This window comes from Deinococcus sp. Marseille-Q6407 (assembly GCF_946848805.1).
Lineage (GTDB): Bacteria > Deinococcota > Deinococci > Deinococcales > Deinococcaceae > Deinococcus.
The window spans coordinates 77,923-98,441 of sequence record NZ_CAMPFU010000002.1 but is presented as its reverse complement, the minus strand read 5'-3'; the positions used below and the strand labels follow the sequence as shown (position 1 = coordinate 98,441).

Annotated in this window: 19 protein-coding genes and 1 tRNA gene; 9 read left to right on the top strand and 11 right to left on the bottom strand. The window is 65.5% G+C overall.

Annotation, left to right across the window (positions count from 1 at the left end; genetic code table 11):
* Positions 1-3: 3 nt before the first annotated feature.
* A complete protein-coding gene (locus OCI36_RS02520; RefSeq protein ID WP_261663510.1) occupies positions 4-138 on the bottom strand; it encodes a hypothetical protein in 135 nt (44 codons plus the stop codon).
* A 254-nt stretch (positions 139-392) separates the two neighbouring features.
* Here OCI36_RS02520 and tdh point away from each other — a divergent pair, with 254 nt between their 5' ends.
* From tdh to trpS, 3 genes are all read left to right on the top strand, one after another.
* Positions 393-1,415, top strand: coding sequence for an L-threonine 3-dehydrogenase (tdh, locus tag OCI36_RS02515; RefSeq protein WP_261664359.1), 1,023 nt, complete (start codon positions 393-395; stop codon positions 1,413-1,415).
* A gap of 59 nt (positions 1,416-1,474) precedes the next feature.
* Entirely contained in the window at positions 1,475-2,026 is a 552-nt protein-coding gene (locus OCI36_RS02510; RefSeq protein ID WP_261663509.1) for a hypothetical protein, read from the top strand.
* Between the two features lie 209 nt (positions 2,027-2,235).
* Positions 2,236-3,285 (top strand): tryptophan--tRNA ligase, encoded by a 1,050-nt coding sequence (gene trpS, locus OCI36_RS02505; RefSeq protein ID WP_261663507.1) that lies wholly within the window; start codon positions 2,236-2,238, stop codon positions 3,283-3,285.
* A gap of 65 nt (positions 3,286-3,350) precedes the next feature.
* Here trpS and OCI36_RS02500 read toward each other — a convergent pair whose 3' ends face one another.
* Positions 3,351-3,911, bottom strand: a complete 561-nt coding sequence (locus OCI36_RS02500) for a hypothetical protein (protein ID WP_261663506.1) — start codon at positions 3,909-3,911, stop codon at positions 3,351-3,353.
* A gap of 328 nt (positions 3,912-4,239) precedes the next feature.
* Between OCI36_RS02500 and dnaJ the strand changes: the two genes are divergently transcribed.
* The 3 genes from dnaJ (at position 4,240) to OCI36_RS02485 (ending at position 9,045) form a co-directional block, all read left to right on the top strand.
* Positions 4,240-5,379 carry a molecular chaperone DnaJ gene (gene dnaJ / locus OCI36_RS02495; protein ID WP_261663505.1) on the top strand — a complete coding sequence of 380 codons (1,140 nt, stop codon included), beginning with the start codon at positions 4,240-4,242 and terminating at the stop codon, positions 5,377-5,379.
* A gap of 261 nt (positions 5,380-5,640) precedes the next feature.
* Entirely contained in the window at positions 5,641-7,275 is a 1,635-nt protein-coding gene (locus OCI36_RS02490; protein WP_261663504.1) for an AMP-binding protein, read from the top strand.
* A gap of 102 nt (positions 7,276-7,377) precedes the next feature.
* Positions 7,378-9,045, top strand: coding sequence for a M20/M25/M40 family metallo-hydrolase (locus tag OCI36_RS02485; RefSeq protein WP_261663503.1), 1,668 nt, complete (start codon positions 7,378-7,380; stop codon positions 9,043-9,045).
* A 132-nt stretch (positions 9,046-9,177) separates the two neighbouring features.
* On the opposite strand, the gene OCI36_RS02480 is transcribed toward OCI36_RS02485, so the two are convergent.
* Positions 9,178-9,486, bottom strand: coding sequence for a non-heme iron oxygenase ferredoxin subunit (locus tag OCI36_RS02480; RefSeq protein ID WP_261663502.1), 309 nt, complete (start codon positions 9,484-9,486; stop codon positions 9,178-9,180).
* A gap of 133 nt (positions 9,487-9,619) precedes the next feature.
* Between OCI36_RS02480 and OCI36_RS02475 the strand changes: the two genes are divergently transcribed.
* Positions 9,620-11,665 carry a hypothetical protein gene (locus tag OCI36_RS02475; RefSeq protein ID WP_261663501.1) on the top strand — a complete coding sequence of 682 codons (2,046 nt, stop codon included), beginning with the start codon at positions 9,620-9,622 and terminating at the stop codon, positions 11,663-11,665.
* Positions 11,666-11,791: 126 nt separating this feature from the next.
* A complete protein-coding gene (locus OCI36_RS02470) occupies positions 11,792-12,358 on the top strand; it encodes a hypothetical protein (protein ID WP_261663500.1) in 567 nt (188 codons plus the stop codon).
* Between the two features lie 80 nt (positions 12,359-12,438).
* Here the strand turns inward: OCI36_RS02470 and OCI36_RS02465 are convergent, their stop codons facing one another.
* The 7 genes from OCI36_RS02465 to OCI36_RS02435 all read right to left on the bottom strand — a co-directional run bounded on the left by OCI36_RS02465 (position 12,439) and on the right by OCI36_RS02435 (position 18,495).
* Positions 12,439-13,431, bottom strand: coding sequence for a ribose-phosphate diphosphokinase (locus tag OCI36_RS02465; RefSeq protein ID WP_261663499.1), 993 nt, complete (start codon positions 13,429-13,431; stop codon positions 12,439-12,441).
* A 279-nt stretch (positions 13,432-13,710) separates the two neighbouring features.
* Positions 13,711-14,163, bottom strand: a complete 453-nt coding sequence (locus tag OCI36_RS02460; RefSeq protein WP_261663498.1) for a hypothetical protein — start codon at positions 14,161-14,163, stop codon at positions 13,711-13,713.
* A gap of 32 nt (positions 14,164-14,195) precedes the next feature.
* Positions 14,196-15,044: a hypothetical protein gene (locus OCI36_RS02455; protein WP_261663497.1), complete on the bottom strand. Its 849-nt coding sequence runs from the start codon at positions 15,042-15,044 to the stop codon at positions 14,196-14,198.
* 26 nt (positions 15,045-15,070) lie between these two features.
* Entirely contained in the window at positions 15,071-15,532 is a 462-nt protein-coding gene (locus OCI36_RS02450) for a VOC family protein (RefSeq protein WP_261663496.1), read from the bottom strand.
* 94 nt (positions 15,533-15,626) lie between these two features.
* Complete coding sequence (speA, locus tag OCI36_RS02445) at positions 15,627-17,729, bottom strand: biosynthetic arginine decarboxylase (protein ID WP_261663495.1); 2,103 nt, start codon at positions 17,727-17,729, stop codon at positions 15,627-15,629.
* A 127-nt stretch (positions 17,730-17,856) separates the two neighbouring features.
* Entirely contained in the window at positions 17,857-18,351 is a 495-nt protein-coding gene (locus tag OCI36_RS02440) for a GNAT family N-acetyltransferase (RefSeq protein ID WP_261663494.1), read from the bottom strand.
* Between the two features lie 68 nt (positions 18,352-18,419).
* Positions 18,420-18,495 (bottom strand) — tRNA-Asp (locus OCI36_RS02435).
* 85 nt (positions 18,496-18,580) lie between these two features.
* Between OCI36_RS02435 and OCI36_RS02430 the strand changes: the two genes are divergently transcribed.
* Positions 18,581-19,327 carry a class I SAM-dependent methyltransferase gene (locus OCI36_RS02430; protein ID WP_261663493.1) on the top strand — a complete coding sequence of 249 codons (747 nt, stop codon included), beginning with the start codon at positions 18,581-18,583 and terminating at the stop codon, positions 19,325-19,327.
* Between the two features lie 25 nt (positions 19,328-19,352).
* On the opposite strand, the gene OCI36_RS02425 is transcribed toward OCI36_RS02430, so the two are convergent.
* On the bottom strand, positions 19,353-20,477 hold the full coding sequence (locus OCI36_RS02425; RefSeq protein WP_261663492.1) for a hypothetical protein: 1,125 nt from the start codon (positions 20,475-20,477) through the stop codon (positions 19,353-19,355).
* Positions 20,478-20,519 lie beyond the last annotated feature (42 nt).

The following is a 20,519-nucleotide window of genomic DNA, read 5'->3' as shown; positions in this document are numbered from 1 at the left end:
GGCTCAGACGTCGAAAGCGTTCAGCAGGGCCTTGACGGCGATATAGCCCACGCCGAACAGCATCAGCGGCATCAAGTCCACCATCACTTCGGTTTCCTTGCTGGGGTCCTGGGGGTCACGCTGTTGGAACTTGATCATGCTCTCAGCTTACCCTCTGCCGCGCTCCCGGCAGATTCACTCCGCCTTGACCGAAGGTTGGAACTCCGGCCGTATTCTCGCGGCCCAGGTGCGCCCTTCCTATTCCTGGCCGGGGTTCCGCCATTCCGGGCGCCGGCGGCCGGCTGCACTAGACTGGCGGCATGACCCAGACCCTGAACCAGCCTGTTTCCAGCGATGAATTCCCTACTGTCATTTCCGCACACGGCCGGATGCCGGCCGAGTACCCTGCCACCATGAAAGCCCTGGCCAAACAGGAGGCGCGCGAGGGGATCTGGATGGTGGAGACACCCACCCCCGAAATGGGCCCCAACGACCTGCTGATCCGGATCCAGCGCTCGTCCATCTGCGGCACCGACGTGCACATCTACCGCTGGGACGACTGGGCCAGCAAAACGGTGCCGGTACCGATGGTGGTGGGCCACGAGTACGCCGGCGTGGTGGTGGGCATCGGCAGCGAGGTGCGCGGGTTCGAAATCGGGGACCGGGTCAGCGGCGAGGGCCACATCACCTGCGGGCACTGCCGCAACTGCCGCGCCGGGCGCCGGCACCTGTGCCGCAACACCCAGGGCGTGGGCGTGGACCGGCCCGGCTCCTTCGCCGAGTATCTGGTGCTGCCGGCCTTTAACGCTTTCAAGCTGCCGGCCGACATCCCCGATGACATCGCCAGTATCTTCGATCCGCTGGGCAACGCGGTGCACACTGCCCTGAGCTTCGACCTGGTGGGCGAGGACGTGCTGATCACCGGCGCCGGGCCTATCGGCTGCATGGCGGCGGCCATCGCCCGGCACGTGGGCGCCCGGCACGTGGTCGTGACCGATGTCAACGGCTACCGCTTGGACCTGGCCCGGCAGATGGGCGCGACCCGCACCGTCAACGTGGCCCGCGAGGACCTCTGGAGCGCCGCGCGGGCCCTGGGCATGACCGAAGGCTTCGACGTGGGTATGGAAATGAGCGGCTCCGGCCCCGCCCTGGCGCAGATGGTGGGCGTGATGAACAACGGCGGCAAGGTGGCGCTGCTGGGCATTCCCTCGGGCCGGGTGGACATCGACTGGAACGACGTGATTTTCAAGATGCTGACCATCAAGGGCATCTACGGCCGCGAGATGTTCGAAACCTGGTACAAGATGGCCGCCCTGGTGCAGTCGGGCCTGGACCTGACGCCGGTCATCACCCACCGCTTTGCCATCGACGACTATCAGCAGGGCTTCGACGCCATGCTGAGCGGCCAGAGCGGCAAAGTGGTGCTGGACTGGTAAAGCCTGGGCCGGCCTAACCTCCACGTTCCAGGGAATGGGCGTGGGGGTAGCCTAGAAGGATGAAGCCCGCACCTTTGCTCTTGCCCCTGCTGTCGTTGGTCGGTTGCGCCCAGCCGACCAGCGACAGCAGGGGCAGTTCTTCCGGCGCTTCCTCTAGCGTCAGCGCCCCGGCAGCCCCAGCAACCTCGGCGCCAGCTGCTCCGATAGCAACACCAGAGACACCTACGGCGCCTGCCGCCAGCCAGAGCGCAGCCACCGCAGAACCCAGCCCAGCGGCGCCAGACACAGTCGCGTCCTCAGCCACGACGTCCGCACCGGATGCGGCCAGCGCTAAAACGGCTACGGCCACTGCCGGCGGCTGCGCCCTGACCCCTGGCCAGCGCAGCGAGGGGCTGTGGTTCCCAGTCTCCGGACAAACTTTCGGCCAGCTGACCGCCGAGTGCCGCAGCCAGCTCACGAGCGAGGGCTTCACGCTGAGCCAAAGCCGCGAAGAAGGCCCGCACAAGACCTACAGCCAGTTCAGCAGCAGCGGCGGCCGCGCCGGCCAGGGCGCGAAACTGATCGTCGTGCAGGCTGGAGACCACTACAAGGTGGTGGTGAACCGCTGGTAAGCCGGAGTGGGGCGGGGCGGGGCAGGTCAGAAGTGCTATCCTCTCCCCCATGAACGCTGCCCCTGACCTGCGCTGCTGGTGGCCCTGAACTGGGGCGCATCCCTAGCGTGCTGCACGCTGCACCAGGCCAGACAGCCTGCGCCCAAGCCTCTTTACGGCTGGGCGCTTTTTCTTGTTTTCCCCGTTTCTATCTCCCAGGAGGATTTTCCATGACCGACACCGACATTGCCCCCGCTGCGGCCCAAGCGCCGGCTCCCGCCCGCAAACGCATCCTGACCGGCGACCGGCCCACCGGCCCACTGCACATCGGCCACTACGCCGGCTCGCTGAAAAACCGCGTCAAGCTCCAGTCACAGTACGACACCTTCATCCTGATTGCGGACGTGCAGGCCATGACCGACAATTTCGAGAACCCACAGAAAGTGCGGGACAACGTGTTGCAAGTGGCGCTGGACTATCTGGCAGTGGGCCTGAACCCCGAGCACTCTACTTTCGTGGTGCAGAGCATGGTGCCGGAAATTGCTGAGCTGACGGTGTTTTACCTGAATCTGGTCACGGTGTCGCACCTGCGGCAGAACCCCACCGTCAAGACCGAAATTGCCCAGAAAGGCTACGGCGAAAGCGTGCCGGCCGGCTTTTTCGTGTATCCGGTGTCGCAGGCGGCCGACATCACCGCTTTCCAGGCCAGCCTGGTGCCGGTGGGTGCCGATCAGCTGCCCATGATCGAGCAGACCCGCGAAATCGTGCGGCGCTTCAACCATCTCTACGCGCCGGTGCTGGTCGAGCCGCAGGCGATGGTGCCGGAGGGCACGGTGGCCCGGCTGCCGGGCATTGACGGCCAGGCCAAGATGAGCAAGAGCCTGGACAATGCGGTGTACCTGGGCGACTCGGCCGACGAGCTGGCCAAGAAAGTGCGGGCAATGTACACCGATCCTGGACACCTGCGGGTCGAAGACCCCGGTAAGGTCGAAGGCAATACCGTATTCAGTTACCTCGACGCCTTCGACCCGGATACAGCGCATGTGGCCGAGCTGAAAGCGCACTACCAACGCGGCGGCCTGGGCGATGTGAAGGTGAAAAAGTACCTGCTGGAAGTGCTGGAAGCCGAGCTGGGCCCCATCCGCGAGCGCCGCGCCGAGTTTGCCCGAAACATGGACGAGGTGGAGCGGGTGGTCAAGGCCGGCACTGCCAAGGGCCGCGAGGTGGCCGCCCAGACGATGGACGCCGCCCGCCGGGCCATGCAGCTGGACTACTTCTAGACACAAGTTTTAGGCACAAGCGCTGGTTCCAGGCAGGGGCACTGGCGGCCGGGCCACCTTGCAGCTCAGGCCTGGGCTTCTGCGTTCAGGCCGGGCGCCTGCCGTCGGGCGGCCGCTGGCCGCTGCGCCAGCAGCAGGCCGGTCCAAGCAAACAGGCTCAGGGCAGCAGCCAGCCCGGCCGGCAGCAGGCCCATTTCCAGCCGGGAGTCGCCGGCCCAGAGCAGGTGCAGAGACAGCAGCAGCGGGGCCGCGCAGAGGGCCGCCGCCCAGCCCCAGGTCCGTGCGGCGCGGGCCGGGCGGTAATACAGCACCGCCGCAGCCCCCAGATATACCACCAGCAGCATCTGTTCGGGAGCGCTCAGCAGCCGGGCCGGGGTCAGGCCGCCCAGCAGGTCCAGCGGTACGGCGCTGCGCCGCAGGGTCAGCAGCAAAGCCGGCAGCGTCAGCAGCAGCGGCCAGAGACAGACCGGTGCCTGCAGGCCAGTGGCCCGCAACCGGCGGCCCAGCAGCGCCCAGGGCAGTCCCAACGCCAGCGCGCCCAGTCCAGCCAGGGAAAGCAGCCGGCCCAGCAACAGGGTGGCGCCTGCCCCGTTCTCCCATCCAGCCCCGAACAGTGCCGCTTCCATCCGCTGTTTGTCCCCCCTTTCTGCAGCCCCGGCCCCAGTCCTTTAGACAGGCCCCAGACCTGATCTCTGGCCTGCTTTTCAGCCTGGCAACTGCGTGACTTATCTTACGAACGCCAGCCTGACGCCTCTCTGACTGCCTCTTTCATGGAAGTCAGGGCCGGAGGGTCCGAAAATGAAGAGGGACTTTGCTGCACATTACCTGAGTCCGGTTGTGTTAACCTGCTTCCCAGACAGTGTGTGGCTGCTGCGCGGAAGCCGCACCGGAGTTTGACCCACTTGCCACTACGGCGGCCCGGCCCTCTGCGGCGGCGGCCGCGCTAAGGAGCCTATGGACTACTACGAACTACTCGGCGTGGCGCGTGACGCCAGCGCCAGTGAAATCAAGAGCGCCTACCGCAAGATGGCGCTGAAGTACCATCCCGACCGCAATAAAGAAGAAGGCGCCAGCGAGAAGTTTGCGCAGATCAGCGAAGCCTACTCGGTGCTGAGCGACGACGAGAAACGGGCCCACTACGACCGCTTTGGCTCGGCACCCAGCGCAGGCGGCTTTCCTGGCGGCGACCCTTTTGGGGGCATGGGCGGAATGGGCGGCGCCGGCTTCGACCCGATGGACCTGTTCGAGCAGCTGTTCGGAGGGATGGCCGGCGGCATGGGCGCCCGCCGTGGCCCGCCCCGCGGCGAGGACATCGAAACCGAGGCCGTCATTACGCTGCTGCAGGCCCGCGCCGGCGATGATATCCAGGTGGAAGTGGCCCGCCTGAGCGAGTGCGAACACTGCCACGGCACCAAGACCGAGCCGGGCGGCAAACCGCCGGTCACCTGCCCCACCTGCCAGGGGCGCGGGGCCGTGCGCGGCCAGGCCCGCACCATTTTCGGCGTGGTGGAAACCCAGCAGGTCTGCCCCGAATGTAAAGGCGAGGGCAAGAAGATCGTGGAACCCTGCACCGTCTGTCACGGCCGCGGCAGCACGCTCAAGGACGAAGAAGTCACCGTCAAGCTGCCCAAGGGTATCGACGAGGGCTACCGTATCCGGGTGGCCGGCAAGGGCCATCAGGGTCCCGGCGGCAGCGGAGACCTTTATGTCCACATCGAGATGGAACCGCACGAGTACCTGCGGCGCGAGGACGAGAACCTGATCTATACCGCGCCCATCGGCTACGCACACGCGGTGCTGGGCCACGAGATCGAAGTGCCCACCCTGGACGGCACCCAGCAGGTGGAAGTCAAGCCCGGCACCCAGCACGGCGACACCCACCGGATTCGCGGCGCGGGGATGCCCCGGCTGCAAGGCTCCGGTGTGGGCGACCTGATCGTGGAATACGACATCGTGGTGCCGCGCCCCAACCAGCTGACCCCCGAAGCCCGCGAAGCCCTGGAAGCTTACGCCGCCGCTGTTGGTGACGACGTACCGCACAAGAGCGGCGAAGGCTTCTTCGGCCGGATTGGCAAACTGTTCGGCCGCGACTGAAGCTCTCCCCTCCCGCGCCCCCTAGCCAGAGCCCCCCGCTCAGGCTGGGGGCTTTTTTATGCAGCGGAAGGTCGCGGCACTGCATAGCCTAATCGCCGGCAACTCGGCTCCTGCGAAAGCGCAGTGCCGTGACCTATCCTGTCAGGGTCGAGAAAACCTAAAGCAGTCTTCCAGTCTGGCCCTGTAGGCAACAGCTGGAGCGGCTGTATATCTATCCACCCTGCGCCCGTGGGGTGGCTCCCCCTTGCAGGAGGTAAGGACATGACCACAACGCCACCAAGCAGTGCGGTATTCGATCAGCAGGTTCAGGACTGGCTGGGCCAGTACGGAGGCGAGGAGGTCGATGTCGCCCAGCTGCTGTGCGACCGCTGGGCCGCGGAGCCGGGCAAGCTGGCCCTCAACTACGAGAACGGTTTTGGCTACCACGAGAGCCTCAGCTACGCCGAGCTGGAAGACAAATCACGCCGCTTCGCCGCCGCACTGCGCTCGCTGGGCGTGAAAAAGGGTGACCGGGTGGCGGTGCTGCTGCCCAAGCGCCCGGCCCTTCTGATTGCCGCACTGGGGATTTTCCGGCTGGGCGCCGTATATGTGCCGCTGTTTACCGCTTTCGGCCCCGACGCGGTCAAGGTGCGCGTGGAGGATGCCCGCGCCCACATCGTCATCACCGACGCCGCCAACGATCCCAAGCTGGCCGGCATCGGCGGGATTCACGTGATCCGGGTAGAGAGCGACAACGACGAGGATGAGCTGGGCCCTGACCACGGCTTTTACGCCAGCCTGGTGGCCCACGGCCCGCTGGAAGACAACGTCAAGGTGAGCGGCAACGACATGATGGTGCTGCTCTACACCTCCGGCACCACCGGGCAGCCCAAGGGCGTGCCGGTGCGGGTGCGGGCGCTGGCCGCTTTTGAAGCGTATATGCGCTGGGCGCTGGACGTGCGCGACGACGACATCTTCTGGAATATGGCCGACCCCGGCTGGGCCTACGGTATGTACTACGGCATCCTAGGGCCGCTGGCGCTGGGCAAGACTCTGCTGTTTTACCGCGCCGCCTTCAACCCCGAAAAGGCACTGGACGTGATGCGCCGCTACGGCGTCACCAACTTCGCGGCCGCGCCCACCGCCTACCGGGTGATCCGGTCGTCGGGCCTGCCGCGGCCGGAGGGCCTGCAACTGCGGGTGGCCTCCAGCGCGGGCGAGCCGCTCAACCCCGAGCTGTACCGCTGGGCCAAGGATTTCCTGGGCGTGGAGCTGTTCGATCACTTCGGCCAGACCGAGATGGGCATGGCGGTGATCAACCCGCACTACCCGGACCTGAAAAAGCCGGTCAAGCCGGGCTCGATGGGCATGGCGATGCCCGGTTTCCGGGCAGTGGTGCTAGACGAGAACGACCAGGAAGTCGGTCCCGGCGTGGAAGGTCAGCTGGGCTTCGACCGGGAGCAGTCACCGCTGCTGTTCTACTCCGAGTATTTCGAGGCGCCGGACCGCACCCGCGAGCGGTTGACGGACGACGGCCGCTACTACCGCGCCGGCGATACCGTGGTGGCCGACGAGGACGGCTACCTGTTCTTCTCGGGCCGCTCGGACGACATCATTCTCAGCGCCGGCTACCGTATTGGCCCCTTTGAGGTGGAAAGTGCCCTGATGGCCCACCCGGACGTGGCCGAGGCAGCCGTGATCGGCAAACCCGACGAGCTGCGCGGCGAACTGGTCAAGGCTTACGTGGTGCTGCGGTCCGGCGCCGAGGCGAGCGACGCCCTCAAAGACGAACTAAGTTCCTTCGTCAAGACCAAACTGGCCGCCCACGCCTACCCGCGCGAAATCGTCTTTATGGATGTGCTGCCAAAGACACCCAGCGGCAAGGTGCAGCGTTTCCTGCTGCGCGCCGAGAGCTAAGACCCTTCCCAGACTGGTCTGTATAAACTTCGGCTCTAGACGTATATTCAGTCACAGCCGAGTGTATATACAGACCTCTGTGCCAGGTAACACAATAACGGGGTGACCTCCACTGTTTCCCACGCTTCTACCGCAGAACCGGCGGCGGAAAATGTCCATTCCTGGGCTGCCAGCAGCCGCGCCTGGCTGGACCATCTGCTGGGCTGGCCTTCCGAGGGCGGCACTGCCGGCGAACTGGGCTTTGCCGGCAAACTGGCCGCTCTGCTGGGAGAGCATCCCTACTTTGCCGCGCACCCGCAGCAGCTCTGGCGGCAGGCGGCCTGGCCAGGTGGCCCCGAGAACTTCTTTGCTCTGGCGCGTGGGCAGGGCAGCCGCACGGTGGTACTGAGCGGCCATTACGACACCGTAACCAGCAGTAATTACGAGTCACTGGCTCCGCTGGCCAACCGGCCGGAGGAGCTGCGGGCCGCCCTGCTGCGTTCGCTGCGGGCCACTGAAGCCAGTGATCCCGGCGCAGAGCGCGCTCTGCACGATCTGGAAAGCGGGGATTTTCTGCCCGGACGCGGTGCCCTGGACATGAAAGCCGGATTGGCGGCGGGGCTGGCCGTGCTGGAAGAATGGCTGGACCTCCCCGAAACCGAGCGGACGGGCAACCTGCTGCTGATGTTCTCGCCCGACGAGGAAGACAGCTCGCGCGGGGTACGCGCCGCCCGGGCCGAACTGGTCCAGGCGGCAGAGCGCTGGGAGCTGGACATCGCTGCTGGCATCAACCTGGACGCCACCAGCGATCAGGGGGACGGCTCGGCGGGGCGGGCCATTTACCTGGGAACAGTGGGCAAACTGCTGCCGGTCGTGTGCTTTGTGGGGCGTGATACCCACGCTGGCTTTCCCTTTGAAGGGGTCAGCGCACACGCCATGAACGCCGAACTGCTGCGCCGGCTGGAACTGAACCCGGCCCACGCCGACGAGGCGCACGGCGAGGCAGCGCCGCCCCTGGTTTGCCTGGAAGCCCGGGATTTCCGCGACCACTACGACGTGACCACGCCGCAGCGGGTCTGGAGCGCCTATAACGTCCTGAGCCACGCCCGCCCGCCGCAGCAGGTGCTGGAGCTGGTACAGCGCGAGGCGCACGCCGCCATGCAGACGGTGCTGGAGCGGCACCGCGCTTTTGCTGCGCAGGCGGGGCAGGACTTCACGGAAGCCGCGCCCCAGGTCATCTCGCTGGGCGAACTGCGGGATGAGGTGCTGAGCAGCCAGCCACAGTACCGGCAGCAATACGGGACACTGCTGGCCGAGCTGACGGCCGAGACTAATCCGCTGGTGGCCAGTCAGCGGGCCATGCGCTGGCTGCTGGACCGCAGCGACCGGCGCGGGCCGCTGGCCGTGGTGGGCTTTGGCAGCCTGCATTACCCCCACACCCACCTCAGCCGTCACGGGGAGGCAGGCCAGCGGCTACTGGCTGCAGTAGAGCGGGTGGCCGCGCAGCACAGCCTGAAAATCCGCCATTATTTTGCCGGCATCTCGGACATGAGCTTTATCGGGGCGCCTCTGGATCCGCAGACGCTGGGCGAGATACAGCGGCAGCTGGCGGCCCCCACCCCTAACTTCTGCGACGATCCGCAGGCGGCCGCATTGAACTTTCCCACCGTCAACCTGGGCCCCTGGGGCCGCGACTACTACCAGTGGCTGGAGCGGGTGCATCTTCCCTACGCCACCCAGGGCCTGCCGGCCGCACTGTGGGACCTGACCGCTCAGGTGCTGAAGCCCTGACTGAATCTGCCTCCAGCAACCAGAGCGGGGCCGCTTCTTCCCGTCAGAGTTACATAGAGCAAGAGAGAGGCGCCGCGTGATCAGCTACGCGGCGCCTCTCTCTTGTCTGCTTCTGTTTCGCTTCTGCGCTGTTTAGAGGCTCTCCACCCAGACTTCGCCGTCCTCGACTGCGGTGCGGAAGAGCGGCACCGGCTTGACGGCCGGCAGGGCCCGCGCCTGTCCGGTAGCCAGTTCGAACTTGCCCCCGTGCTTGGTGCAGGTGATTTTTCCGTCTGCAACGTCGCCGCCCAGCAGGGGGACATCCTTGTGGGTACAGCGGTTGCGCAACGCATAGAACTGGTCCTCGTAGCGCACCACCACCACGCTCTGGCCGTCTACCTCGACCTCGCGCTGCTCCTTTTCGTTCCATTCGCTGGCCTGTCCGGCACTGATTCGGCTCATGGCGAGCATTCTAGGGCACCGGACTTTCAGGGCCTACGCAGCAACTCAGCTTCATCTTTGCCATTAGAGCGTCATGGCAGTATCATCCGGAAGCCATTTATCAATAGATATTCATGTTGGCGCCGGAGGAAAGATGAAACACTGTACCGTACTGTTTACCGCCCTGAGCGTTTCTCTGCTGGCTGCCTGTGGTGGCCGTGGAGCCGCGCCAACGCCTACTGTGCCCACCGACTACAGCTCTTTGCAGCAGATCAAGCCTGGCGAAGAAGCCAAGATTGAGACCAAGCTGAAGGTCAACGTGGTGTTTGTGGGCTACCGTCAGACGGCCCCCGGCCAGGTGGCCCAGGCGCGGCAAGTTAACCTGCAGGATTTCAAGTCTGGTCTGCCCAGCAGCTACGACGCCATCGCGCGCAGCCCCAGCGCCTACGGCCGCACGGTCTACAGCGGCAACAAATTCGACTACAACTACAACTATGTTTTCGCCGATCAGGCCTTTGAGGACGATTTCTTCAAGCACCTGAGCAGCGCTGGCCAGGAAAAGCCCCTGACCTACTACCAGAAGGCCTACAACTGCCAGGCCACCGATGAAGAAACCGGGGAGTACATCACCGACTGCGACACGCCGTCCAAAGTGATCACCAAGCCCATCACCGGCAACCTGGAAATTGACGCACCCAGCACCGAAAACTGGCTGGCCGACAACGCTTCGCGCCTGGGCATCAAAAAAGACGAATACACCGTCTTCTTGGTGAACTGGTATGACCGCCCCGACTTCAAGTTCCACTCCTATACCAAGACCAGCGAAGGCGACAGCGATACCGGCAACAAGTTTGGTGAGCGGGCCAGCCGCCGGCTGACGGCCTGGGGTGGCGGCTTCCAGAAAGACAAGGGCCCCCAGCGCCTGTGGTTCTACGATCTGTCGGCCAACCCCGACCCCTGGACCAAAGCCTATGACGTGGTGAATTCCGATCTGGACGGAGACAAAGTTCCCGACGTGCGGATGCCCCCGGTCTGGGAATATGGCACCCGCAAGAACACCCTCGGCTACGGCCGCCAGGTGAGTGGTGACCTGGTCAAGATGGTGCGTTACACCGCCCTGAACCTGCTGTTCACTCCCAGCCCGCTTTACCGCGCTGACCTGACCCCGCCCGAAATGCCCGACGATATCGAGCTGCGTCTGAACGTGGACCAGGGCACCAAAGCGTCCGAGGTAGAAAGTGTCCTCAAGCCCCAGTTGGTCGAGGAGCGCGTTAAGGCGCTGCAGCCCTTTGCCAAGCTCAACACGGTGGTTGACCGCACCCCGCTGGAAGGCAACCTGCGCGACGTCTACAACTGCTTCTTTGTCACCGAAGCCGATGATGTCTGCTCGCCTGAATACGCTGACCAGACCGGCGAGTCGCTGTTCCGTTACAACGTCGCCGATGTACGCAGCGATTACGCTGGCCTGCCGGCTGGCAGCCACAAATACATCGTGCCCACCTACCTGTTCAACGATGACACCGATCCGCAAACCGGCCTGCTGGGGATTGCCGTGGATGACGGCGAAACCGGCACCCAGAGCTTTGTGTACTCGTTCGCCTCGCCGCAGCTGAAGGGGATTTATGGTCTGACCGACACCACCGTGCATGAAATCGGCCATCACCTCAGCCTGTCTCACCCACACGACGGCTATGACAGTGAGCAGGATCTCTCCTATGGTGCCTCCGGCCCCTTCCTGTTCGTCAACAGCGGGGACGAGAGCGCCAGCGTCATGTCCTACATTGACCTGACCTTCAATTTCGGGCAGTTCAACCTGGACAGCCAGTACCGCTATCTGACCTCCGCTTACCTGAACAACACCGGCGCCATTCTGGAAATTGCCCGCCGCGACGGCAAGATGGCGCAGCTGGCCCCCAGCGCCGTCAAGGCCGACGGCCTGTTTGCTCAGGCCAAAGCCGAATACGACGCCATGAACTACTACCACGCCGCCGAACTGGGTCACCAGGCCTACCGCACGGTGCTGGACGCCGCTCAGCAAAACGGTGTTCAGGTGGAAGGCTACAAGTGGTACCAGAACCTCACCGGCCTCTCGCAGCAGCAGGCCAAGCCGCGCGTGGTACGCACCCACCTGCCGCAAAAAGGCGCGGTTATCTTCCCGGAGGAAACGCCTGCCCAGCGCGCACTGCGCCTGAGTCACTGAGCTTTTCCTCCCGGGGGCTTTCTCCCAGTTTCCCCGCCTGCGCCTTCACCGGCAGGGCGGGGTTTCTGCTTCTTTATAGAAGGGCAGGTTCAGGGGCAGATCAGGCAGCCTGGTTAGACTGAACTTATGAAACCTGCCTTATCCTTGACCCTGCTGGCAGCGCTGCTCAGCGGCAGCCCCGCTGCGGCGCTTTCCCAGGCAGCCAGCACCCGCCCGGCCACTAGCCCCCCGGCCGCCAGCGAGCGTCAGGGGCCGGTCTATGCACTGCGCCCGCAACTGGAAACAGTGCTGACCATTCAGCTCCTGGCCGGCCTGACTGCCAACGACCAGATCAGCTGGACGGCGGTGCAGCGCAAGCAGCTTCGCGACCTGCTTCAACCTTTGCAGCAACCCGGCGTGCCGGCCGGCATCTGGGCCACACTGAGCGAGGAGCTGCCTGCCGTGCTGTCTCCAGGACAGCGCAGCGCTCTGGAGCAGGCCCGCGCCCGCGTCAACGCTCTGGCGGCCCGCCGGCTGAGTGCCAGTCGCCTGGCCCTGCTGGACGGCCCCGGCTTTAGTCAGCTGAAATGGCGTTACGCTTTCTCCATTCAGGGAGGGCCCGGTCTGGTGCGCCAGCTGGAAGAGAACCCGGCATACAACCTCTACCAGCATGCACCCTACAGCGAGCACCTCGCCGTCCTGCTGAATCGCTAGAGCAACACTTACACGGAACAAGCAGGCCGCCCACCCCCAATACGGAGGCAGGCGGCTCAGCCTGAAAAGGCGAACTCAGATCAGCGGAAAAGGGTCGACACGCTCTCGCCGGTGTGAATGTTCCGGATGGCGTTGGCGAAGTGCGGCGCCACGTCCAGCACGGCCAGTTTGCCTTCAGCCGCTTTGATCTTGGTGTCCGGCACCAGCACGGTGTTGGTGCTGGCCACCTGGGTCACGTCCAGCTTGGCGATGCGCTCCATGGCGGGGCCAGTGTAAACGCCGTGAGTCACGCCCACGTAAACGTCCTTGGCGCCCATGCCGCGGGCGATGTTCACCGTTTCGATCAGGCTGCCGGCGGTGCTGATCTCGTCGTCCACGATAAATACGGTCTTGCCCTCCACGTCACCGATCAGGGCGCGTGGGGTCACTTCGGTATCGCTGATGCGCTGCTTGTCCACCATGGCCAGTCCGGCGTCCAGGCGGTGCGCAATGCTGGCGGCGCGCTTGATGCTGCCGGCGTCAGGGGCCAGCACCACGCCCTCGTGCACATCGTCCACGCAGGAGCGGAAATACTGACTCAGCACCGAATCGGCCGAGAGGTGGTCCACCGGCACCTTGAAAAAGCCGTGCACCTGCGGGGCGTGCAGGGTCATGGTCAGCACCCGGTCGGCGCCGGCTTCCTGCAGCAGATCAGCCACCAGCCGGCCCGCGATGGAGATGCGGGGGCTGTCTTTCTTGTCGCTGCGGGCGTACGAATAGTAAGGAATCACCGCCGTGACGCGGCCAGCGCTGGCGCTCTTGGCAGCGTCAATCATCATCAGCAGTTCCATGATGGAATCGCTGACCGGGGTGGAGAAGCTCTGCACGATGAAGACGTCCCCTTCACGCAGCGACTCCTCGTAGCGAACGATCAGGTTGTCGTTGGTGAATTTCTCGGTGCTGCTCAGACCCAGTGGAATGCCCAGGTTACGGCAGATGGCTTCAGCCAAAGGCTTGTTGCTCTGGCCCGAAAACACCAGCAGCGGGGCGCGGCGGCTATCGGCACTGGGGGGCAGATGGGGACTTTCACTCACGGGGAACCTCCGGAAAAATACATTCTGGACTGAGAGGCGGCGGAAATACGGCAGGCAGGTCCGGTGCCGGACCCAGAGGAACATGGGCGAAAGGCACAGCGCCGGAAGAAAAACGGACACCGGAAGGCCCACAGCCGGGCCAAAGGTCGGCATCAGCATACCCCAGCGCCCGCGTCAGGCACCAGAGAAAGCACCCCAGCAGACTCTTCTTCTGTTTCTGCCGGGGTAACAAAGTGCTGACAGAAGGCGAAGAGCCCTCAGCAGCGCAGACCTAGTGGCTCAGACGCCTTCGTCGAGGGCGCCGGCGTTGTCGGGAGCGTCGGCCAGATCGTAAGCGCCGCTTTCTACCCGGGTCACGGCACCGCCGCGGTTGCCGTAAGTCGCTTCGTTGCCGCCGGCCAGCGCAGCGGCTTCGGGGCTGAAGGGTTCGGTCTCAAGGTGGCCGGTGTCGTGGGTATGGCCGCTGCCCATTTCGTCCAGCATCTTCTCGGGGTCGCGGGTGGCCAGCTCGTCGAACTGCTCAGTGACAGCGCCGGGGTCGGTGTAGACCACCGGTTCGTATTCGACATATTCACTGTCATGAGCGTCGCTGCCCTGAGCGGCTGCCTGAGACTGAGTGGTCTGAGATTGGGCGCTCTGGGGCTGAGCCGTTTGGGCCTGGGCCTGCCCCTGCTGGGTCACTTCGCCGCCTTCGGCTGAGTACACCACCAATGTTGCCTTGTCGTTGTTCATGCCCCAGTCTAACGCCCGGCCCCGCTGCCGCCCTATTCGCGGTCTTCTATCTCTTCTTTATTTCTTCGCTGCCGGGCGGCCTGCGCTTCCCGCCGGCGCTGCTCGGCTTCCCGTTCGCGTTCCAGCACAGCTTCGGCTTCAGCCCAGTCATGGCTTTCGTCTGCTCCATCAGCGCTACCCGGTTCATCTTCTGAGGCCCACCAGGTCTGATTCTGCCAGGCGGCTGGGGCCGAGGTCGGAGCTAGGGCTGGGGCTGGCCGGGGCTCCTCTGCTTGCGGCAAAAGGGGCTGGTCAGCGGGAGAGGCTGCCTGGGCCGGCGGCTTCACTTCAGCCGACGGCAGCGCGGCGGGCGCAGCCGGCACGGCCCAGACCGGATGCTCCGGCGGTGACACTGCTGCAGGAGGGGGCTGAATCGCAACCGTCCAGTCGGCCGCGTCCGCAAGCAGCGTGACCGGCGCAGGTTCCGGCGGGGGTGGAACTTCCAGCGGTGCGGTCCTGGACGCCGGCGTAGCGTCTGGCTTTACTGGCTGAGCCTGGGGCTGCGGCACCACCTCCTCCGGCAAAGCCTCAGCTGCCGGGGCCACCTCCGGACGCACCAAGGCGGCGCCCAGCAGGCCTAGGCCCAGGCCGGCCAGCCAGTATGGAAACCCGGCCGGCTGACCTCCCAGCGCCCAGCCCCACTGCATCACCGCAAACACCCAGGCCAGCCACAGCAGGGCGGCGCCCCAGTCGCTGCCGGCACGGCGCACCAGGCCGCCCAGCACCAGTGCCAGCAGGCCGGCCAGCGGCAGCACCCACAAGGCATTCCAGGCTTGCGGCAGCAACAATGGCCCAGCAAAGGCCAGTGCCAGCAGCAGGGCGCTCAGAGCTGCCGCCAGCAACAGCCAGAATCCGCGTGCCGCCCGGGTCAGTGAATGCCCCCAGGCCGGGGTTCAGTGACGGCTGCCGCTCCAGTGTGACCGTCTGGGTCGTGTTCGACCAGTTCAATCAAGGTGCCCTGACCCCACTTGGGATGCAGAAAAGCCACCCGGCTGCCAGACCGGCCCGCCTGTGGAGCGTCGCTGAGCAGCGGAGTGCCGGCCGCGCGCATTTCCTGCATCGCCGTTTCGATGTCGGCCACCCGGTAGGCGGTGTGGTGCAGGCCGGGACCTTTTTTCTCGATGAACTTGTGGATGGTGCTCTGCTCGCTGTCGGGGGCCAGCAGTTCGATCAGGGTGTCGCCAATCCGGAAAGCCCGGATCCAGGCGCCCCGGGCGGTCATATGTTCGTCGGGGCCCTCGGGCGTCAGCCCCAGCGCCAGATAAGGAGCGCTGCCCTCGTCCAGCGAGCGGGCCGCAATGGCGATATGGTCCAGCAGCTGCAATTTCATGATTTCCAGTTTAGGCCGCCGGGATGAGGAAAAGGGAGGGGCGGCGCTTTTTCCCGTCCGCCTGCCCCTCCCCCGTCACTGATTCCCGCCCGCCTCAGCGCACCAGATAATCCTTTTCGCCGGGTTGCGGGGCCTTGTCGGTGCCTTCGGTGGCAGCGGCCGTGCCCTGGTCGTCCGGGGCCGGCTCGACCGGTTCGGACACCGCCCGGGCCGGAGCGTGACCGCGTAGCCGTTCCTCGGCACCCTCGATCACGTCAGCGCCATCCTCGTATTCCAGGTAGGTGTAGCCCAGCAGTTCCTCGCCGTAGTCTTCCAGCAGCTCGAATTCCTGCACCGGGGTCAGGTGCCCGACCCGGAGAGCCTCGTCCACCTGATCCTCAATCGAGTCGCGCAGCATGACTTCCTCATAGCCCATCGACTCGATCATGCGCCGCGCCTTTTGCCCACGCACGAACAGGTCAATGCTGTATTCGCCCGGTCCAGAGATGGTCACATGGGCCTCGCTCACCTTGCCGAACAGGTTGTGCGCGTTGCCCAGCACGTCCTGATAAGCGCCAGCCAGGAACACGCCCAAGTAGTAGGGCTGGTCGCCCGGCTCGTGCACCGGCAGGGTGGTCTTGACGTCGCGCAGGTCGATGAATTTCTCGATTTTGCCGTCGGAGTCGCAGGTGATATCCACCAGGGTGGCCTGGCGGGTGGGCTTCTCATCCAGCCGGTCCAGCGGCACGATGGGAAACAGGGCGTCGATGGCCCAGTTGTCCGGCAGGCTCTGGAACAGCGAAAAGTTGCAGATGTACTGGTCGGCCAGGATGCTCTGCAGGTCCTCGAACTCGTCGGGCACGTACTTTTCGTTGCGGACCAGCTTGGCGACTTTCTTCAGGATGGCGTGAAACAGCGCCTCGCCGCGGGCACGGTCCTCCAGCGAGACATAGCCCAGGTCAAACAGGTTATGCAGGGTCCGCTTGGCGTCTACCGCGTCGTTGTAGGTTTCACGGTAGTTGCGCAGGGTCAGACTTTCCAGGAACTCGGCCAGGTCATAGACCACCTGGTGCGAGTCCTCGGCGGGGACGGGGGTTTCGCCGCGGTCACGGGTGGGTCCGGTCACGTCCACCACCGGCATTACCAGCACCGCATGGTGGGCGGTCAGGGCGCGGCCCGACTCGGTCACGATGGTGGGCTCGGGCACCTCGCGGGCGCGGCAGACTTCCTGCACGGTGTACACCACGTCGGAGGCGTACTCGGCCATGGTGTAGTTCATCGAGGCGTAGAAGGTGGTCTTGGAGCCGTCGTAGTCCACCGCCAGACCGCCGCCCAGGTTAAGGTATTTCAGCTGCGCGCCGGCCGCAATCAGGCCAGCGTAGGTCTGGGTGGCTTCACGCACCGCCACCTTGACCCGGCGAATGTCGGTGATCTGTGAACCGATGTGGGTGTGCAGCATCACCAGGGTATCCAGCATGTCCTCTTCACGCAGGCGCTCGACCACCCGCAGCAGTTCGTAAGCGTTCAGGCCGAACTTGGCCTGGTCACCGCCGGATTCCTCCCACTGGCCCGAGCCACGGGCGTGCAGCTTGAAGCGCACGCCGAACGCCGGGCGCACGCCCAGCGCCTTGGCCTGCTTGAGGGTGCGTTCCAGCTCGGAGAATTTCTCGATGGTGATAACCACGTTCTTGCCCAGGGTGCGGCCCCACAGCGCCAGCTTGATAAAGCCGTCGTCCTTGAAGCCGTTACAGCTGAGCAGGGCGTCGGGGTGCATTTTCTGCGCCAGGCACAGCGCCAGCTCGGCCTTGGAACCGGCTTCCAGGCCGTGGGCGTAATCGTAGCCAGCTGCCGCCACCTCTTCCACCACGGCGCGGCGCTGGTTCACCTTGATCGGAAAGACGCCCTGATAGCCACCGGCGTAGTCGTATTCCTTGATAGCAGTGCGGAACGATTCGTTCAGGTGCCCAACGCGGCCGGCCAGCACTTGCGGAAAGCGCAGAATCAGCGGCAGGCTTTCGCCGCGCTCCTCGACCAGTTCGTCCACAATCTCGCGCAGCGGAGCGCTCAGGCCGGGGCCCGGCGTCACTTCCATCTGGCCGCTGTCAGAAACGCGGAACCAGCCGCTGCTCCAGCGGTCAACCTGATACAGCTCACTGGCGTCGCTGGGCTTGAAGTCGGCGGATTTGTAAGGGCTATGGGCCTGCGGGGCGTGTGTCATGGGCGTTCCTCCTTGGGGGCTTGAGGCTCGCCGTGCGCGGGGTCCCTGAAGTGATGAGGGCGGAGCTGTCATCGCCCCCGGACGCCGTGCGAAACCGCCCTGCATGATACCCCCTGCCTCTCAGGGTTCAAGTCTGGCGCCCGGCCAAATCCAGCGTCATGGCCGGAATCGCTTTTTCGGCAAAGCCCAGCTCCCGGTAGAGTGCCTGGCCCATCGGAGCAGCGTTCAGGGTCACGGTGCGGTAGCCGGCCTCCTGCGCCCAGGCCAGCGCCGCTTGCATCAGGGCGCGGGCAATTCCCCGGCGGCGAAAGGCCGGCTGCACCGCCACATTCAGGATGTGCGGGTGTTCGGTATGGGCGTCGCCACTGCTTGGGTGGGCCGGATGAAACATCACGCCCACGCCGCCTGCCACCTGCGGGCCTTTCTCCTCTGCCTCCGGCACCTCGGCCAGCCAGCCCAGATAGCGGCCCGCCGGAACCGCCTGCCGGTAAAAGGCTTCCCAGACCGCCAGATCGGCGGCCACCTGCTCGGCCGTGCGGCCATTGTCCAGCTGCATGACGCCGCGCAGCTGCGCCAGAACGGGGGCGTCGGCGGCGGTGGCCCGGCGAATGGTCGCTGTCATGCCGCTCAGCATAGCGGGCACAGCGGGAGGGAAAACAAAGAAAGCCACCCCGGGGGGTGGCTTCTTTCTGGCGGTCCGGACGGGATTTGAACCCGCGACCTTCTGCGTGACAGGCAGATATGCTAACCGCTACACTACCGGACCAGCGGAGAGAAGATTACCGTGTGGCGCCCGGAGTGTCAAGCGTGGCCCGGCCCGCCGCCCCCTTCAGGGCCCCTATTATCGGCAGGTGAATTACGACGAGCTGTCCGAACTGTACGACCAGCAGTACGACCTGTACCGCGACGACCTGCACTTCTACGCCGGGCTGGCCGAGGGCGCGGGCCGGGTGCTAGAAGTGGGTGCCGGCACTGGGCGGGTCAGCTGCTTTTTGGCACGGCACGGCGCCAACGTGACTGGCCTGGAGCCCAGCGCAGGAATGCTGGAAAAGGCGCGGGCCCGGGCCGAGGAAAGCCGGGTAGACGTGACCTGGATTCAGGGCGACGCGGCGGGTTTCCAGACCAAAGAACGCTTTGACCTGATTATCGCGCCGTTCAATGCGCTGATGCACCTGTACACCCCGGCCGAGCAGCTCGGCAGCCTGGAAAATCTGCGCCGGCACCTGGCGCCAGGGGGCCGCTTCGCTTTTGACCTGTACGTGCCCAACTACGGCGCGCAGGGCGTGCTGCGCCACGAGGGCGAAACTCTTTACCGGGACGGTCAGCGCACCGACGTCTTCTTGCTGCAGCGCATCGACGCCGCCCGGCAGCACGTGACCACCGAATACTTTGTGGATACGGCCGGCCCTGATGGGCAGCTGCAGCGCCGCTACTACACCCTGACCCAGCGCTACTACTGGCGCTATGAGGTGGAATGGCTGCTGCGCTGCGCCGGCTTCGAGGCGCCAAGGGTCAGCGGCAGCTTCCAGGGTGGCCCCTATACCGAAGCCAGCGAGGTGATGGTGTTTCAGACGCGGGCGGCAGAGAACGCCGGCTGACGCTCTCCCACGCCCCATTTCCCGTTTATTGGGCAGCGAAAGTGCGGACTATTGCCCGGGCGTCGTTGAGACACACGCCCAGATTTTCCGGGCGCCAGTTGCCCTGGCGGAGGCCCAGCACGGCGTCGTAGCGCAGCAGCGAATCGTTGGTCAGCAAGTAGAGGGAGCCGTCGGCCAGGGTCACGTCGCGCAGGTTGGTCAGGCTGTCCACCGTGCGGGCCGAATCCGCCACCGTGCCGACACCGTCCCAGACCCGTAGTGGCTGGCGCTGCCCGCTCTGCAGGCTGTCACCCCGCCAGGCGGCCAACAGCGGCGAGCTGCCGCTGGTCAGTTCCTGGGTGCCCCACAGCCGGTCATAGCGCTCAGGGCCGAAAGCAGGTAGCGGGTTGGCGTCCGGCACACCGGCGGTGGTCAGCGGAAACACGCCGGCATCGGTCGCGGCATAGACGGTGGTGCGCCCGCCAGCGCTGAGAGTGGCCAGGTCACGGACGGCCACCGTGCGCTGCGGCGCGCTGGATTCGGCCCGCTTCTCGCCGGGGTTGCGGACGGCCACCCGCAGCATTTCGCTGCCGCCGCCCACCACCGGCCGGGCCACCACACCCACTTCACCGGCTACCGCCACCCGCAGGGGCGGCGCCGTGACCGGGTCCAGCGGCGGGGTTGCCAGCGGCAGGCTGGCCCACCATTGCAGCTGCCCGCGGCTGTCGTACAGCGCCACGTTTTGCGGGCCAGTTCCACACTGGCTCAGCGCAAAAAAGCGCTCCGAGCCCGGCGTTACCGCCGAAGCCCGCCAGCAGGCCTCGAACGGTGGGGCCTGGAAAGTGTTGTGTGGAACCAACGCGGCGGAGCGCTCTTCCACCGCGGCGCTGCGGGTCAGCAGGAAATTGCGCTCGCCCACCTGTGGGTGCAGGTCTATCCCCGCCTCCACCGGCACCGGGTCGCCCAGCACGGCGTCCGGACGGGGGGCACCGTTCGGCCCCGTCCCGCCCAGGTCCACCCGCTGCAGCGCGGTGCCGCCATCAGTCAGCAGGGCCAGATTTACGGTACTGCCCCCTTCGACCGTGCCGGTGCAGCCGCTCAGCAGGCCCAGGCCCAGCGCGGCGGTCAGCAAGAAAGGTTTAAGGCGGCGGGCAGGCAGGTGGTGGGGCATCAGGCAGGTCCTCCAAGGCAGATATGGGCGAAGGGAAAGTTT